The sequence below is a fragment of the Aequoribacter sp. genome (genome assembly GCF_965659035.1).
GTDB lineage: Bacteria > Pseudomonadota > Gammaproteobacteria > Pseudomonadales > Halieaceae > Aequoribacter.
On sequence record NZ_CBFHWH010000010.1, the window covers coordinates 19,578 to 36,088 of the forward strand.

14 protein-coding genes are annotated in these 16,511 nt (G+C 51.8%); 5 read left to right on the plus strand and 9 right to left on the minus strand.

Annotation, left to right across the window (positions count from 1 at the left end):
* Positions 1 to 336: alkaline phosphatase (locus ACTF5Z_RS03155; protein WP_438984465.1), on the plus strand; the 336-nt coding region annotated here is incomplete at its 5' end.
* Positions 337 to 393: 57 nt separating this feature from the next.
* Here the strand turns inward: ACTF5Z_RS03155 and ACTF5Z_RS03160 are convergent.
* Complete coding sequence (locus tag ACTF5Z_RS03160; protein WP_438984466.1) at positions 394 to 924, minus strand: glutathione peroxidase; 531 nt, start codon at positions 922 to 924, stop codon at positions 394 to 396.
* Positions 925 to 973: 49 nt separating this feature from the next.
* Positions 974 to 2,248: a sigma-70 family RNA polymerase sigma factor gene (locus tag ACTF5Z_RS03165; RefSeq protein ID WP_438984467.1), complete on the minus strand. Its 1,275-nt coding sequence runs from the start codon at positions 2,246 to 2,248 to the stop codon at positions 974 to 976.
* A gap of 117 nt (positions 2,249 to 2,365) precedes the next feature.
* Between ACTF5Z_RS03165 and ACTF5Z_RS03170 the strand changes: the two genes are divergently transcribed.
* The gene (locus ACTF5Z_RS03170) at positions 2,366 to 3,328 is read left to right on the plus strand and encodes a MerR family transcriptional regulator (protein WP_423853198.1); all 963 of its coding nucleotides are present in this window, start codon (positions 2,366 to 2,368) and stop codon (positions 3,326 to 3,328) included.
* 134 nt (positions 3,329 to 3,462) lie between these two features.
* Positions 3,463 to 3,756, plus strand: a complete 294-nt coding sequence (locus tag ACTF5Z_RS03175) for a DUF6482 family protein (RefSeq protein WP_423849145.1) — start codon at positions 3,463 to 3,465, stop codon at positions 3,754 to 3,756.
* Here ACTF5Z_RS03175 and ACTF5Z_RS03180 read toward each other — a convergent pair whose 3' ends face one another.
* The 3 genes from ACTF5Z_RS03180 to ACTF5Z_RS03190 all read right to left on the minus strand — a co-directional run bounded on the left by ACTF5Z_RS03180 (position 3,757) and on the right by ACTF5Z_RS03190 (position 7,672).
* Positions 3,757 to 5,148: a wax ester/triacylglycerol synthase domain-containing protein gene (locus ACTF5Z_RS03180; RefSeq protein WP_438984468.1), complete on the minus strand. Its 1,392-nt coding sequence runs from the start codon at positions 5,146 to 5,148 to the stop codon at positions 3,757 to 3,759. It abuts the gene before it with no gap.
* 68 nt (positions 5,149 to 5,216) lie between these two features.
* Positions 5,217 to 7,133 (minus strand): putative bifunctional diguanylate cyclase/phosphodiesterase, encoded by a 1,917-nt coding sequence (locus ACTF5Z_RS03185; RefSeq protein WP_438984469.1) that lies wholly within the window; start codon positions 7,131 to 7,133, stop codon positions 5,217 to 5,219.
* Positions 7,130 to 7,672: a heme NO-binding domain-containing protein gene (locus tag ACTF5Z_RS03190; protein ID WP_438984470.1), complete on the minus strand. Its 543-nt coding sequence runs from the start codon at positions 7,670 to 7,672 to the stop codon at positions 7,130 to 7,132. Before ACTF5Z_RS03190 ends, ACTF5Z_RS03185 begins: the two co-directional genes overlap by 4 nt.
* A 437-nt stretch (positions 7,673 to 8,109) precedes the next feature.
* Between ACTF5Z_RS03190 and ACTF5Z_RS03195 the strand changes: the two genes are divergently transcribed.
* Positions 8,110 to 10,668 (plus strand): TonB-dependent receptor, encoded by a 2,559-nt coding sequence (locus ACTF5Z_RS03195; RefSeq protein WP_438984471.1) that lies wholly within the window; start codon positions 8,110 to 8,112, stop codon positions 10,666 to 10,668.
* Between the two features lie 58 nt (positions 10,669 to 10,726).
* Here ACTF5Z_RS03195 and ACTF5Z_RS03200 read toward each other — a convergent pair whose 3' ends face one another.
* Together ACTF5Z_RS03200 and ACTF5Z_RS03205 are read right to left on the minus strand one after the other, a co-directional pair.
* Positions 10,727 to 11,728 (minus strand): DUF3080 family protein, encoded by a 1,002-nt coding sequence (locus ACTF5Z_RS03200; RefSeq protein ID WP_438984472.1) that lies wholly within the window; start codon positions 11,726 to 11,728, stop codon positions 10,727 to 10,729.
* A 16-nt stretch (positions 11,729 to 11,744) separates the two neighbouring features.
* Positions 11,745 to 12,365 carry a glutathione S-transferase family protein gene (locus ACTF5Z_RS03205; RefSeq protein ID WP_438984473.1) on the minus strand — a complete coding sequence of 207 codons (621 nt, stop codon included), beginning with the start codon at positions 12,363 to 12,365 and terminating at the stop codon, positions 11,745 to 11,747.
* A gap of 126 nt (positions 12,366 to 12,491) precedes the next feature.
* Between ACTF5Z_RS03205 and ACTF5Z_RS03210 the strand changes: the two genes are divergently transcribed.
* Positions 12,492 to 12,902, plus strand: a complete 411-nt coding sequence (locus tag ACTF5Z_RS03210) for a c-type cytochrome (protein WP_438984474.1) — start codon at positions 12,492 to 12,494, stop codon at positions 12,900 to 12,902.
* Between the two features lie 47 nt (positions 12,903 to 12,949).
* Here ACTF5Z_RS03210 and ACTF5Z_RS03215 read toward each other — a convergent pair whose 3' ends face one another.
* Entirely contained in the window at positions 12,950 to 14,944 is a 1,995-nt protein-coding gene (locus tag ACTF5Z_RS03215; RefSeq protein WP_438984475.1) for a UvrD-helicase domain-containing protein, read from the minus strand.
* Positions 14,945 to 14,999: 55 nt separating this feature from the next.
* The gene (locus ACTF5Z_RS03220) at positions 15,000 to 16,499 is read right to left on the minus strand and encodes a YifB family Mg chelatase-like AAA ATPase (RefSeq protein WP_009575716.1); all 1,500 of its coding nucleotides are present in this window, start codon (positions 16,497 to 16,499) and stop codon (positions 15,000 to 15,002) included.
* Positions 16,500 to 16,511 lie beyond the last annotated feature (12 nt).

Below are 16,511 nucleotides of genomic sequence, written 5' to 3' on the forward strand. Positions count from 1 at the left end.
GAGGAAGAGGTGGCTTTAGCGACCGATGGCGCGCCTTATACGACCTTAAGCTATGCCAACGGAAGAGGGTATGCCGACTTTGGTGGTGAAACCAACGCCGACGTGCGTTACGCGTCCGAGGTTAAGGCGGGTCGCCACTTGCATGCAGAGGTGGATACGACGTCACCAGGCTATCACCAAGAAGCCTTGGTTCCTTTAAATTCAGAAACACACGGCGGTGACGATGTGGGTATTTTTGCAAGCGGCCCGGGTGCACACCTGTTGAGTGGCAGCCTAGAGCAAAATGTGATTTTCCATGTCATGCGCTATATGGCGGATTTGCCTGAGCCCAAATAATGCTGGCGACTTGGCAGTTGGTTACGGGTATGTCACCAACTGCCAACGAAATGGCCTTTAAAGTACCGCCTCGATAGCTGCGACGAGATCTTTGTCGTCAGGGCGAGTCATGCTGCCCCATTTCTCTAACACTTCACCCTCGGCATTAACCAAGTACTTGTTGAAGTTCCAGCTTGGACTGGACGTTTTCTCGTTCAGATGCTTGAACACGGGGTTAACATCACCGCCACGCACTGGCGTAGGTGCCATCATGGTGAATGTCACCCCATAGTTAACGAAGCACACTTCAGCGGCTTTTTCTTCGCTGTCGTCTTCTTGTTTAAAGCTGTCGGACGCGAAGCCTACGACCTCAAATCCACGGTCTTTATACTGCTTGTACAAAGCTTCTAGCCCTTCGAATTGCCCGGTAAACCCGCAGTGACTGGCTGTGTTTACGATTAACATGGGTTTGCCCGCATGGGTTTCGCACAGGTTCACTGTTTCTTTCGAATGCAATTTGCGTAGGTCGTGGTTCATATAATCTGGGCAACTCGCTAGTGCTGAGCTGCTCAGTCCTAAGATCGTCAAGCTAAGTAACAATTTTTTCACGGAATATCCCTCGATTTTCAGTGTAATACGTAACGTATCGCAGCTTGGTTCACGCTGACAATACTTTGAACGCTTTATTAAGCTCCGTGTCTACTTGAAGTTTGCGCAGCGCTGACTTCTCAAGTTGTCGCACCAGCTCACGGCTTACCTCAAGTTGGTCGGCGAGCTGAGCCAGGGTTCGAGAGGGGCGGCCGTCTAAACCCCAGCGAGCAGTCACGATCATCTGCTCGCGACGATCTAATTGCTTAAGCTGTTGTTCCAGTAAACGCTTCAGGCTGCGTGATTGCGCCTGTTCCAGCGCGGGATTGGCGGCTTCATCCACCAATGCCGATTCAGGCAGTGCGTTGGTGTCTTCGTCGTCGTCACTTTGGATAGACACTGTTAAGTTGGTCAGTTGCGTCAGCTCGCGCACTCGCTCTAGGGTGAATCCGCTGTGTTCTGCTAGCTCGGCTAGCGAAGGTTCCTCGCCTCGTCGGTCCATCCACTCGTTGCGAACCCGATACAGTGCGTTGACCTCTTGTGTGACATGGGTTGGGTAGGTGACCAAACTACCATTGCCCTCACAGACACGCTGTATGTGTTGATTCGTCCAATTGTAGGCGTAGGTAGAAAATCTGAACCCGAGTCGGTAGTCGAACTTCTCGGCTGCGCGTACCAAGCCGATAATGCCTTCTTGTACCAGATCGCGCACAGCGATGCCGCGGTTTTGGTTCTCTCTCGCCAGTTTGTACACCAAGCGAACGTTGTGCATAACCAGCTTGTCTCGCGCAGCTAGGTATCCCTGGACGGGCCCCATGAGTCCTCGTCGCACAGCTTCTTTGCGTTCGAATGACCAGGTCTGCCAGCTTGGGTTCCATATCGCTAAAGCGTCGGCTAGGGTATCTTTGCGGTTGCGGCCGCAGGCGCGCTCGGCCACGATCGCTAAGCCAACCATAAACGTGGCGGGCCATTGGCTGGCTTCAATGCGCTGCAGAACTTCTGTTTCTGGCGCACCGGTTTGCACGGCTTGTATTAAGGCCTGCGTCGGCGTTAACCAAGATTTACTGTTTGCTATCGCCTTCAGATCCCGTTTTAGTGTGAAGTAGTGATTTCGCTGCGCGAACTGTTCGATGTTCGCGGGTTGCTCCAACATCGTGCAACACACCTCGGTTACAAAGTCCTTACCGTCGGGGTCCTTTAATAGTTGCAGCAAGGCCTGATGAGCAAAGTCCCATTTTTGCTGGTCGATCGTCTGCTCCTGCTCTGCGTTTAATAAAGGGAAACGCTCCGCTTCTCCAAAAAAGAAATCGACGTTCTCGTCGATATCACCTGCAAACATCACCATAGGGTTCTCCTACCAGCTATTCCTGTACATTTTACGCAATGCACGGCGCTTGGATTTGCTAAACGACTCAATTTGTATAACTATTAGTGAAACAAAACTGAAACAGGCGAGTAATCTATGGGAGCATTCGAGCTAGAAGCGAGGCCACTGTACGGTATAGGCACGGTCGCACGATTGACGCGCATAAAGCCAGGTACCTTGCGTATATGGGATCGCCGCTACGGTTTAGGCGCGAGCTACAAGTCACAGTCGGGGCGAAGAATGTATACGCAGACCGATCTAGAGCATTTGCAAATTGTCGCCAGCCTCGTTGATCGAGGTTACCGTATTGGCGAAATTGCCAATATGGAACGCAAGACCTTGGCCGCTTTGCTAGACCAAGCGGGCGCGGGTCAGGGTGTAACTACAAAAATTAGGATTAAAACCCTGTGCCTTGGATCCACCTTTTGTGACTGGTTAGACAAGCATCCTAATATGGTGTCAGGCTTAGATGTGCGTTTAATGCGTGAGGAACTTGAGTCTGCTGTCGCGTCGGGTGATCTCGAGGCCCTGCCCGCTCGTATCCTGATTGTGTCGGTGGGTCAACTCAGCCGGACCCAAGTTGATTTGATCGAGCAGGCGCGGCGCCAGATTGGCGCGCCCTTAACGCTGGTGGCTTACGAGTTTGCCAACCCACACTGGATCGAACAGTTGGCAGAGCGCGGTGTTGCGTGCTTAAAAGTCCCCCTAGATCAAGAGCGATTAGGTGTTCACATGGCGGGACTTCGTCAGGCTGTTGAGCTGGAGCAAGGCAATAGCGATGCCGGTGAATTAGCGCTTCTCAAACCGAGACTGTTTGATACTGCAAGGCTCACTGAGCTTAAGCAAATTGACTCTTTACTGCCTTGTGGTTGCACCCACCATTTGGCGGAGTTGATTGAATCGTTGTCCAACTTCGAACGCTATTCTGGCGAATGTGCTGTAGAAGGGTGGTCTGACGCGGCCACGCACGCTTGCGTGCATGCATACATTAACCAAGCGAGATTTTTGGTCGAGCGTGCCTTGGCCTCAGTGTTAGAGGAGAAATCAGATCGTGAGTGAAACCAATCAAGCCGACACTACTGCAACCTTACCCTGCCGAGGCTGTGTCGCCAGCTGCCCTTACAGAGAGCGCTGCCAAGGCACACCTTGGCGCTCGTTACCGGAAGCGAGCTCCAAACAACAGGATCGTGGTCATGACTGAAGTGCTTAAACTCGCGCTGGATGAAATTAACGAAGCGACGGTCATTGATAAAGTGCTGATCCTGTCGTTAATGCCATCGCTGTATACCGCGCGTCTTGAGATCGACGGTCAAACTTTTCTCTTGACGGAAAAAGGCACATCGATTCGTAGGCCCTCGGCTGAAGCGCTAAAACGTGTTTTGTCTCGGGCGCAGGTTGCAGAGTATCGTATGATTCACTCGAGCGCTTACGATGAAATGATTGGTCAGGGCATCAAAGTCGAGAATCAGATGGATGTGCCTGCGTAGTCAGGCACCCAGCTCGATCACGTCTTCGAAAGCGGCTTTCAGGCAGCGTTCAAAACGATCGCTGTCCTCGATCGCGGCCTTGTCTAGCTGTATGCCAATTTGGGCGACATCGTTCTGGGTGTACAGAGCCACCATCGCGGCAACGCCCGGCAGCGGGGCGAACGGGTAAGATCTGACAATCTTACTGCCCGCTAGGTAGGGCGCAAAAGGGTAACCCGGCACATTGCTAGCCTGAATGTCGACTTCTGCCATGCTATCTGCGATCTTGTCGACCACAAACTGTGGTGCGCCTTTGATGGTGGGCGCAACCCAAGACATTAATCCTAAGGCGGGCTCTTGCACCGCCGAACGAACCTTGGCGCCAATATCTGCCGCAATTTCATGAGGGTCTTCTAGATCCATGGGCAGCGCCAGTTTCACCGGCGCAATGTGATTGCCTGCGGTTTGTTCGCTGTCATTGCCGCGTCTGACATTCACCGGTATGGTCAACGGCATGCTTTCTAGGGGGCAATGCAATTCTTCATGGTAACGCTTTAACCCAAGTGTTAGCGCGGTCAGGTAACCATCATTGACCGACCAGCCCAGATTTTTGAGTGCCTGCTTAAAGGGCGGAAAAGGAAAATCCCACGCCAAAAACTTTCGTGACATACCGCGCTCTGCCAACAGTGGTGACCCTGGTGCGCTTTTGGTGCCATAAAGCCGGAGAACTGAATCCACCAAAGCCTTATCTTCGCGCCATTGCCTAACCGGTGACGCGAGGTGAGCCAGCGCAACCTTCGCTGCGCCTGTCGCAAGGCGTTTGGCGTCGGGTAGGCTGTCACGTAAATCTGCTGTGGCCCGCGCTAACCAAGACATGGGTTGCGCCGAGGGCGGGTCTAGAAACTCGCGCGCCGTGCCATCGGCTTGCGTATCAAATAACGATAAAAACAGCTGTACAGCGCCCATGCCGTCGGCAACGGCGTGATGCATGCGCAGCATAAATGCGGATTTACCTTCGGGGTGCTTCACGTTATCGATCAGCATAGCCTCCCACAGGGGACGCTTTAGGTCGCCGGGCCTGTTGATAAAATTACAGGCGAGTTGGAGGAGATCATCAAACGAGCTGCCGCGAGGTAACGCGACGTGTTCAAAGTGTTCTTGTGGGTCGAAGTATTCTACTGCCTGCCAACGAGCGAAACCGACGGGCGTGAGGGCCGGAACCACAACCTGGCGTAACCGAACAAACTCTCTACTGGCACGCTCTAATTGCTCGAGTAAACGCGCTGTGTTGGGTTTTTTATCGAGTATAACGAGAGACAGCACCCAGTTGCGTGTTTTCGGATTGCTCTCGGCGCGCAGCATAATCTCGTCGAGCGCGCTCAGTTTGTCGTCAAATTGAAAGCTCTGGGCCATGCGGTATCCACATATCTAAAAACCTAAGGATATCGAATTCAGCCAGCGGTGTAACGCTATAAGAAGCGCTAATCTGTCACAAAGCGCTCGCTATTCTGTTTCAGTCCAGCCAAAAAATGATCGGGCGCCATCGGCTTTGCAAAATAGTAGCCCTGCATTGCGTCGCAGTTCAGTGCGGCTAAGGCTTCGACCTGCAGCGAGGTCTCGACGCCCTCCGCTACGACTTTGCTGTGCAACGAGTGACTCATGTCGATAATCGCTTTCGCGATGTTATGGCTTTCGGGGTGTTCGGTAATTTGATCCACAAAACGTTTGTCGATTTTAATGTAGTCAATAGGCAGTTGTTGCACGTAGCCCAAGCTTGAGTAGCCCGATCCGAAATCATCAATCGCTATACTGCAACCCAGAGCTTTGATGCGATCTAAGCTGTTTTGCACGCGTGTGAGATCGTCCAGAAAAAGGCTTTCGGTAACCTCGATGGCCAAACGAGACAAATCGACTTCTGTTCCCGCGGCGGCCTCTTGAATAGTGGATGCTAAGTCCTGATGCTGGAATTGTGCCGGTGAGATGTTCATCGACAACCAAAAGTCGGGCTTGATCTGTTGTATGGTACCGAGCTGTTGTATGGCGTTTTTAATGACCCATTCGCCAATGGGCAGGATTAAGCCACAACTTTCAGCCACAGTAATAAAGTCAAGCGTCGAGCAATCACGCGGGCCTTTGGTCCAGCGCAGCAGAGCCTCGGCAGCAAGCCACTGGCCGTCTTTGGTGACAAGAGGTTGCAATGCAAACGAGAATTCATCGTGAATCACCGCTCGGTGCAAGTTTTGTCGTATGTTGCGGTCTCGTTGTCGGCTCACGTCCATGCCGGGGTGATACATCACGCACTTGGGGCTACTGAAACGAGATTGTTTGCTTTGTTGGTTTGCCGTTTGCACCGCTTGCAGCAAATTATCGAAATTTTGCCCGTCATAGGGAAAACAGGCAGCACCCGCACTCAGAGTAATGGCGACGCGTTCGCCATTGTTCAGCTCAAAATGATCGATTGAAGTGACGAGTTGCTCCAAATGATCAAAGGCCTGTGAGGCCTTGACATCGCTGTTGAATAAAATCACGAACTCGTCGGCGGCTAAACGCGCAATCGAACTTTTATCGTCGAAACGATCAGTTAAGAGGTCGGCAAGGGCTTGGAGGGTCCAGTCTGCTGTGCGCTGACCAAAGCTCTCGTTAATTAATCGAAACTCGTTGATATCGACCAGACCCACGGTAAAGCCAGTGCCGAAGTCTTGCGCTTGTTGCTTTGATTTGGCAAACAGTTGCTCGAAGTAGCGGCGGTTGGCTACCTGGGTTAACGAGTCTATGTTGGATAAGGCCCAGGCTTCTTCCTCGCGGTTAACGTGCTCCTGCACGTCGATCAAAGCGCCAAGCAGAATCGGGTCTTGCGCCTCTGGGCGCGACATGACGGCGCTTAAGGCAAACCAACGGTACTCATCATCCTGGTCTTTGAAGCGTAAACGAATATCGATTTTAGATTGCAAGTAGCTCAGTTCCGAAAAGGTTTCACGAAACAGAGCGTGGTCGTCTGGATGTAAAGCCTGTTTCAATGTTTTGAAGTCGACGACTTCGTCTAATGTAAATTGAAGTAGGCTGGTGTCACCGCCGTTCACGCGAAAGGTGTGGTGGGTGATATCGTAGGTCCAGCTGACAGCGCGTGCAGCGGTTAGGATAATTTCCAATCGCTCTACCGCTGAATTCAGTCTGCTCGCGTTGTCTTCTGCACGCTGAGTTTGCGCTTGCAGTGCACTGGTGCGTTGTTGGACTTGCTCGTCGAGCTGTTCGTTACTGCGCTCGAGGATTTGGTTGACTTCAAATAGCTCGCGGCTTTTTGATTCCAGTAACTCCTCTGCTTGGACGCGCGCTGCCTTCTCGCGCTCGAGACGTTTGCGCAAGTAAGACGATTCTGCGGTGTCCGATGCTGCGCTCATTGGTGGGTTATGGTGATATCGGTGTAGAAATTATCGTCAGTGTTGTGATGCTCAAGGGTTACCGATAAGTTTTCATCAAAGTGTTCCGCGGCGCCTAAGATTAGCCCCTCTGCCATGTGCGCAAAGGGTCGACAAGAGCTGTACTTAAGTAATAATTGGTGGTCATTGAGCTTTGTGGCATTGAAATTGGGAAGCTCTGCATCTGGGTACAGCTTTAGAACTTCTGGATGGATGATGTTATCGAGTGAGCTGAATAATTCAAAGCTACCGCCAAATTCAAGCCCCATACCTTTTAGTTGCGCGTGAAGTTTGGGGTAAATGAATCGCCCATAAGTCACCAAAAGTTGTGGTGCCGGTATTTCAGTGATCTTGCTGAGCATGCCGACCAATGCGAGAATTTCGGTGTGGTCGTAGGTGCCTACCGCGGTATACACGCCGCCTGAGGGCAGGTCGCATTCATCAATAATTTTTTCTGCTACTTCAAACCCGAATGCTTGTTCTACCAAGTCAAAAAATTCAGTGAAAATAATGCCTTTCATATTTTACCCATCAGTCATCAGTTAGCGTTTTGCTATGATCTATAGCATATAACGCCTACTTTTTATAAGCAAAATCTTGGTGCTGATGACGTAATTTTTTCTGCGGCCAAATGTATTGATTTAACACGCTTGCTCGACACGATGGGACGGCCGTTTATTGGGCCGCTCAAGCCTAATGCGCTCTACTCGAGCGAAACATGACGACAGTGTGCTCAAAGAGTGCTTATAACAATTCACTCGTAGGACTCGAGTTTTGATACTCAACTTCCACCAGCTCATGATTAACGCCTAAGCCTGAAGGTTCTAAAAACGGCGCATACATTAAAAATTCACGTTAAAAAATGGTCAAATTTAAGCAAATTTGCAACGCAAGTGGGTACACTAGCTTTGGGTGAGGTCAGCCCGCTAATAAGATCTGTGAATCGTGAGGTATCCACATGAAGTCGAATAAGTTAAAAATCTTAAGCATCGCCGTTCCCTTAGCGCTTTCTAGCACTTTCTCCCAAGCGCAGGGGGCACTTGAAGAAATTATTGTCACTGCCTCAAAACGAGCGCAAACGCTGCAAGAAGTGCCGATTGCCGTCACTGTGACGACGTCGGAAACAATAGAGCAAGCTGAAATCCGTGATGTGCTAGATTTGCAGTCGGTGGTGCCTTCGTTGCGCGTATCGCAATTACAAAACTCTAATCAGACCACCTTTATTATTCGCGGTTTTGGTAACGGCGCGAATAACCCGGGCATTGAACCGTCGGTTGCGGTTTTTGTCGATGGTGTCTATCGCTCACGCGCGCAGAGCCAAATCTCTGACTTACCCAAACTCGAGCGCATCGAAGTCTTGCGTGGCCCCCAGAGCACACTGTTTGGTAAAAACGCTTCTGCGGGCGTTGTGAGCGTCGTTACCGCGGCACCGACCTACGACCCCGAAGGCTACATTGAGCTCGGCCTGGGTAACTACAATAACCAGACTGCTAAAGGTTATTACAGCACCGGTTTAAGCGACACAGTAGCCATGAGCGTCAGTGGTTCTGTAAATAAACGCGACGGTTACGCTGATAACTTGACTACGGGTAATGATGTCTCTAATCGCGACCGCTGGGGTGTTCGGGCGGATTTGTTGATCGAGCCTTCTGAAACCAGCCGTATCCGCATCATTGCAGATTACGACGAGCTTGACGAAATCTGCTGTACCGTGGGCAACGTTGTCAACGGCCCAACGGGCGCCGCAGTAGTGGCTTTGGGCGGTGCGCTGGACGCGGAAAACCCCTTTAGCTACAAGGTCTACTACAACAATGACAGTATCAATATTGCAGAAAACGGTGGTGTGACCATTAATGCCGAGTTTGATTTTGGTGGTTTTGATTTGACCTCGATTACCGCTTACCGAGATTCATTTTTGAACCAGCCATTCTCTGATGTGGATTTTGGCGGTGCCGATTTAATCGGCAATCAGCCCACCTCGACCGACATACAAACTTTTACCCAAGAGTTGCGCATTTCGGGTAGCACCGATAAAACCGATTGGGTCGCTGGTATTTTCTATTTTGACGAAGATATCGACTACCGTAACGGTTTAGATTTTGGTTCGGCCTTCTCGGGTTACGTCGATATACTGACTGGCGGCGCTGGCACTGTCTTGGGCTTAGAAGCCGTGCTAGGCTATGCACCCGGTACCTTCCACAATGGCGTGGCAGTGCGCGAATACGCCAAGCAAAGCAACCAAGCAACATCGATTTTCGGTCAGATGGACATAGCGTTGAATGATCGTTTAACCGCGACGGTTGGTTTGAGCTACATCCAAGACGAAAAAGATACGAGCCTTCGCCAAGAAAACTCAGACGCGTTTTCAAAGTTAGATTTGGATGGACTTGATGGTTTTAATGCTTTGGTAGGGTTTACGCTAGCTCAGCAGTTCCCCTTGGTGTTTGGCGGTTTACCCTTCAGCGCCCAGAACATCGGTCTAGTGACGTCAACGCCCGAGGGAGCAGCAGGTTTCTTACAGCTGCAACAAGCTGTCGTAGCAGGCGTGTCTACCTTAGATTTGACCGATCCCGCACAAAACCCACTGTTGGGCTTACAGGCCCTCCAGTTTTTGCCGCAGTTATTAAATTACCCCAACGCCGGCAACAGCGGAACGTCGGATGACTCGAAAGTCACCTACACAGCGCGATTAGCGTATGACTGGACTGAGTCTATTAACGTCTATGCAAGCTTATCAACGGGATACAAGGCCACTTCGTGGAACCTGTCGCGCGACTCACGGCCAACGGCGGCGGAGGTGTCTGCCTTAACTGCTGCGGGCGTGACTCTTCCTGCTAACTTGGTGCTAGGTACGCGTTTGGCTGGGCCTGAAGAGAGTGAGGTGTTTGAACTGGGCTTGAAAGGCGCCTTTGATTGGGGTTTTGTAAATGTGGCGGTGTTTGATCAGACCATTGTGGGCTTTCAGTCGAACACCTTTACCGGTGCGGCATTTACCCTAGCAAATGCGGGTAGTCAGTCGGCACAAGGTCTTGAAATTGACTTAGCCTACAATGCCACTGAATCTCTAACCTTGGCCTTCTCGGGCGTATTCCTCGATCCCAAGTACGACAGCTTTAAAGGGTCTGCTTTGGGCGATATTTCTGGAACCCAACCTGGGGGCATTCACGAGCAAAGTTTATCGTTAGCCGCGACCTATAACTTCCAGTGGTCAGGTTATGAAGGCTATGTTCGGGCCGATTACCAGTACGAGAGCGAAGTGGATATTCAGGATGGCGGCGCATTAAACCCATCATTTGCGCCCTTGAATGCTGTAGGTGCTGCAACGCGTGAGATGAACGTTGTGAATGCATCTGCGGGTATGGATATCGACGGCTGGGAAGTCAGCATTTGGGCTCGCAACTTGTTTAATGACGAGTACCTCATAACCAACTTCCCATCGGTTGCGCAGGCTGGCAGCTTCAACGGCTATCCAAGCGCACCGCGCACTTTCGGTTTGAATGTGCGCAAAAACTTCTAACGCCGTTAGGTGAGAAGTATCGCAAAGGGGGCCTTAGGCCCCCTTTTTTTGGATGGATCTAGCAGGGATTGATCACCCGTTTAAGCGTCTTAACGTGGGCGACGGTCAATGATTTCATCGCCTGAATGTAATCGTCTCGTTGCTGTCGCCAACGATTATATTCAGCCGAACTCGCTTGGCTGAGTAAGTTTTCTAGCTGATTGCTTGCCTGCTGAATGTTGTCGGCTCGGCTCATGATTGGGGCGAGCCATTGCTGTACGCTTCCAGCAAAGTATTTGGCGATCACGGTTTCAAGAATGGTTCTTCGACTCTCCGGAGAGCAGGCATGTTGTTGTGTGTACTCGCCTAGGGTTGTGTTCCAGCGGCTAAAAAACTCGTGACCTGTTTGGGTGGCGCTAAGTATCACGCCGCCATCGCCTGACCGAAGAGTGTTCAAGTGCATTTCGAACATTTGGTTGTCGGCGACATAGTCGCCCCTTAGCCAATTGTCCGCCATGGCTGTTATCGCATCTAAGGCTTGAAGTACCTGGTCGCTGGTGGTGTCGCTTGGGTAGCCTACTGGGATTTTCTGGGGTTTCCAGAATTGATGCCACTCGGGGCCCGCGAGCGTGGCGTTGTGAATTTGTCGTGCTAATTGCTGCTGTTTAAGAATTTGGCTCTGTTCGAGTAGAGACACCAACTCTTGTTGGTCAGCTTTAGACTCCAGGTGCGCAATGCAGGCAGGCGCATGGCGTAAGAATTCTAAATCGAGAAGTAAACGCTGTGAGGGCGGCGCTAATTTACCCAGACTTGAGTTGCGTTTACCAATGGTGATTTGAAGCTCACAGCCCGTTAACGCCAAAAAATCGAGCGTGCCAATGTCGGAGTTCTGCAGCTCAAGTTGCAAGGCCTCTGCTCTTGGCTTGCGGGGTGCTGCAGCGATCGCTATCGACTCGAAGTTAAGGTCTAAAGTGCGACTAAGTCGCGCTTCGTAATCGCTTAGGATAGCCTCGCCGCTATGGTCAGAACACGCACCTAGGCAGATTGTCAGTGCGATCCAAAAACGGCGGCTTAGCCTCATTATTTGGACTCTAGACCTAATCCAGAAGGGCTTTTACGCGATCGCGAAACGCTAAGAGATTGCTCGCGGTCTCTGGAACACGCTCACGTACCCAGCCAGCAAAGTTCATCGCGACATACAAGTCGATATCGGCCAGCGTGACGCTGTTGCCGACTAAGAAATCTTTACCCTCAAGCGCCTCGTTCAGTACTTCCCAGCAGTGTTGAATCCGCACCTGTCCACGCTCAACCAGGGCTGGAATTTGCGCTAAGTTGAGGGAGCCTGGCAGGGCGCGCCCCTCAAACGCTGGGTTGCCGTTACGTAACATATCGGCCACTGCGCTCAACAAGGTGGTAAAAATTTTGTGATCCCATTCCAGTACCTGGGCCTTTTCTAGGGCGGTTGCCCCCATGAGTGGCGTATCGGGGTGCAGTAATTCTAGATATTGGCAAATTGCAATCACTTCGGTGAGTTGCTCGCCCGAATCTATAACCAAGCAGGGAACGGTGCCGCTGGCGTTAATGGCTTGGTATTCGGGTTTAAGTTGCTCGAGTGCACCCAAATCAATTTGGGTGGTGGGCAACTCCAAGCCTTTTAGCTTCATAAAGTACACCAAGCGCTGAGGGTTGGGTGCGGGATCGTAGTTGTACAGATGCATGTTTAGCCCTTTTTATTGATTCTTAACACAGTTTGCCCAAATTAATACGCACTCACAAATGTTCCCGGTTTTTAATCTGGGTGTTTATCGCTATAATGCCGCCACTTTGGAGAAAGGGGTAGGATCATGTTCAAAAAATCTGTGATTGCAATTTTCGCGGTAATGGTCGCGTCGGCTGCTTGGGCTCTGTCTGATAAACAGCGCGCTGATATCGAGGCGCGTATCGCGCCGGCAGGTAAAGTGTGTATGCAGGGCGACACTACCTGCGGTGGTGCCGGCGCACTTGCCAGCTCAGGACCGCGCAGCGGTGAGCAAGTTTACAACACCTATTGCACGGCTTGTCACAGCGTGGGCGTATTAGGTGCACCTAAAACCGGCAGCTCAGACTGGATTGCTCGAATCGACGCCAAAGGCAAAGATACTGTGTATGCCAACGGTGTGAACGGTATTGGCGCGATGCCTGTTAAAGGCACTTGCGGTGACTGTTCTGATGACGAAATCTATGCGGCTATTGATTTCATGCAGCCGCAGGGTTAAGACCCGCTTAATTGCAGAATGGCGCGCCTCGGTGCGCCATTTTTGTTTTAACCCAGTAGATTTCGAAGTCCTGCGAGCGTTTCCGAGCCACGTGCCGCGTTCACTTCAGCCGATTGTTCCTCGTCGTCGTACCGTTCTAGTAAGTCCGTCGGTAACTCATCTAAAAAGCGACTCGGATCGCAGCTCATGTTTTCGCCAAACTGCCGTCGCTTGCGAGCGTAAGAAATGGTTAAGGTCTCGCGCGCACGAGTAATGCCGACATACGCCAAACGCCGCTCCTCTTCGACAGTATCGGCTTCGATGCTGTTGCGGTGTGGCAGGATATTTTCCTCAAAACCTATGAGGTAGACATGCGGAAACTCTAAGCCTTTAGCCGCATGTAGGGTCATTAATTGCACACTGTCGGGTCCGGAGCGCTCTTCTTCTTGTTGCTCCATCAGGTCGCGCAGCATCAGTCTTGCTATTGCTTCCTCTAGTGTTAGATCTTGGTCTTCGATGACTTTGTCCAGGCTGGCGATCAAAAACTCGACGTTGCCCATACGCCTTGCCGCGACGTCATCTGAAGAACTCGTCAGCTGTAAGTGCCCCTCGTAGTTAAGGTCATCGATCATGGCGCGAATGGGTTTGGCGTCGCGCGCCTCAAAGCACTCGCGTTCCCAGTGCGCGAGCCACTCGGCAAACTCGGTCAGCGCATTTTGTGCAGCTGCTGCCAAGTCTTCAATCTGGTTTGCACGACTGGCCGCGTCCTTCAGGCTGATGTGATGCTCGTGCGCAAAGCGACCTACGGCTTCTAGGGTCACCGCTCCGATCTTACGTTTAGGCACATTGCAGATGCGCAAAAACGCGTTGTCATCGTCTGGGTTTACCAGTAAGCGTAAATAACAGAGGATGTCTTTAACTTCGTTACGCGCAAAAAACGAGGTGCCTCCACTTAGCTGGTACGGAATCTGAAAGCGCTGCAGTTCGAGTTCTAACAACCGCGCTTGGTGATTGCCTCGATACAGAATAGCGTACGCGCCGTAGCGCAAGCCGCGGCGCATTTTGTGGTCGATAATTTCAGCAACGACTTGTTCGGCCTCGGCATGCTCGTCGGCCGCTGCTTGAATTCTTACTTTGTCGCCTCGCCCCAGCTCGCTCCATAGCGCTTTGTCATAAATGTGTGGGTTGTTGGCGATGAGCTCGTTGGCACACTGCAAAATTGTCGCCGTTGAGCGATAGTTTTGCTCAAGTTTGATGACTTTTAAGTTGGGAAAGTCCTCGCCTAAAGCAACCAGATTTTCGGGTTTGGCGCCACGCCACGCGTAGATCGACTGGTCGTCATCACCCACGACGGTGAGACCCGAGTTAGTGCCCATTAAATGTCGAATCAGTTCATACTGGCTGCCGTTTGTATCCTGATACTCGTCGACCAACATATAGCGAACGCGGTTTTGCCAGCGATCTTTTACGTCGAGGTGCTCGCGAAATAGGATGTTGGGCAAGAAGATCAAATCGTCAAAGTCCAGACTGTTGTAGGCGCGTAAGGCCCGCTGATATCGCTCGTAGCACGCGCTGTGTAGGATATCTAAATGGGTCTCGGCGGTGCTCTGCGCTTGCTCCGGGGTAATACCATCAGCCTTGTAGGCGCTGATGGCGTTTAGGATCATGGGCGCTTGGTCTGGGTCGGTATTCAGCTCCTGTACGAGTAGCTCTTTCATGATGGTTACAGCATCTTGTTGGTCAAAGATACTAAAGCCAGGGCGAAGGCCCAGCAGATGGTGCTCTTTACGAACAATAGATAACCCCAGCTGATGGAACGTACTGACCCATAAGCCCTTGGCTTTTTCGCAGATGCTATTGACGCGGGTACGCATTTCGCGGGCCGCTTTATTGGTAAAGGTGACCGCCACCACTTTTTTAGGTGGTAGTTCGCATTGCTCTACCAGATACGCAATTTTTTGGGTGATCACACTGGTTTTACCGCTGCCGGCACCAGCGAGTACTAGCAAAGGGCCGTCTAAATAGCGAACAGCGTCACGTTGCGCGGGGTTCAGTGTCGTCACGAATAGGGGTGCCTAAAAAAAGCGCTAGGGTATCAAATTTTAGCGGGCAAAGCTGTTAGAAAGGACCTCTGTTAAAGTTAATTTGTCGGTAGCTGAGCGCTTCTAGCATGTGGTTTTTTTCGATCATCTTTGCATCCGCAAGATCGGCGATGGTGCGAGCCACTCGCAAGGCTCTGTGCACCGAACGCCCCGATAACTGAAATTTATCAGCCGCCAGAGTCAGCGTGTGTTTGGCGGCATCGCTGCAGTGTTCATTTGCTAGGGTGTCGCCTTGGGCTCTGGCGTTAAGTGCGTTTTGGCGTTGCTGTGCGCAGGCCTGCGCTTGAGCGACTCGAGCGGCTACGATTGCCGATGCTTCCCCATGATCACCCTGTTCCAATAGGGTTCTGGCATCTAGGCGTTCGACTCGACAAAACAAATCGATGCGGTCAAGCAGAGGTCCCGATAAACGCGCCTGATAGCGCTCGATCTGATCGTTGCTGCATCGGCAACGGCGCTCTGGATCACCCAAATATCCGCAGGGGCAGGGGTTGGCCGCCGCAATTAACTGAAAGTTAGCGGGGTAAGTGACGCTAGCTTTAGCGCGATTAATGCGCACCGACCCCGATTCTAGGGGTTCACGCAACATATCCAAGGTTGCGCGCGGGAACTCTGCGATTTCATCCAAAAATAATACACCGCGATGGGCCAAGGTGATTTCCCCCGGTTTGGGTTTGGAACCGCCGCCCACCAGAGCGACAGCGCTAGCGCTGTGGTGAGGTGCGCGAAATGGGCGTTCATCACTTGCACTATTACTGGTCATTAAGTCCTGAATAAGCCGTACCTCCAATAAATCAGCTGTGCTCAGCGGCGGCAGTAGACCGGCAAGGCGGCTCGCGAGCAGGGTTTTTCCGGTCCCCGGTGGGCCATATAAGAACACATTATGTCCGCCTGCTGCGGCGATCTCGAGCGCGCGTTTCGCCTCGAGTTGGCCTCTTACCTCACTCAGATCGGGCAGTCTTTTATGTGCAAGTGTTGCCCGGTTACTTTGTATTCGGACAGGTTTGGCGTTGCGCAATTGCGCGCAGACATCGAGCAGAGATTCTGCGCCCATCACGAAACAGTCGGGCACTTGGGCGGCTTGAGGTGCACAGGCCTGGCTAACCATGAGTTTGCAGTCTGAAGTGGCGCACGCGTGGGCGCTGGCCAGCACGCCCGTAACTGGGTGCAATGCACCATCAAGACCCAATTCACCGATAAATTCGTATTGCGATAATTTTTGTGTATTGATTTGGCCTGACGCAGCGAGAACGCCCAGCGCAATGGCTAAATCAAAGCGGCCACCTTCTTTGGGCAAATCGGCTGGCGCAAGATTAACGGTGATTTTGGCATCGGGAAAATCAAAATGGCTGTTAATAATTGCGCTGCGAACGCGATCTTTGCTCTCGCGCACGGTGGTCTCGGGCATACCCACTAAGTTGAAGCCGGGTAAGCCGCTACTCAAGTGGGTTTCTACTCGCACTAAGGGGGCATCGATGCCCACCAAAGCACGGGCTTTTATCACAGATAATTGCATAGCTCTTCCTTG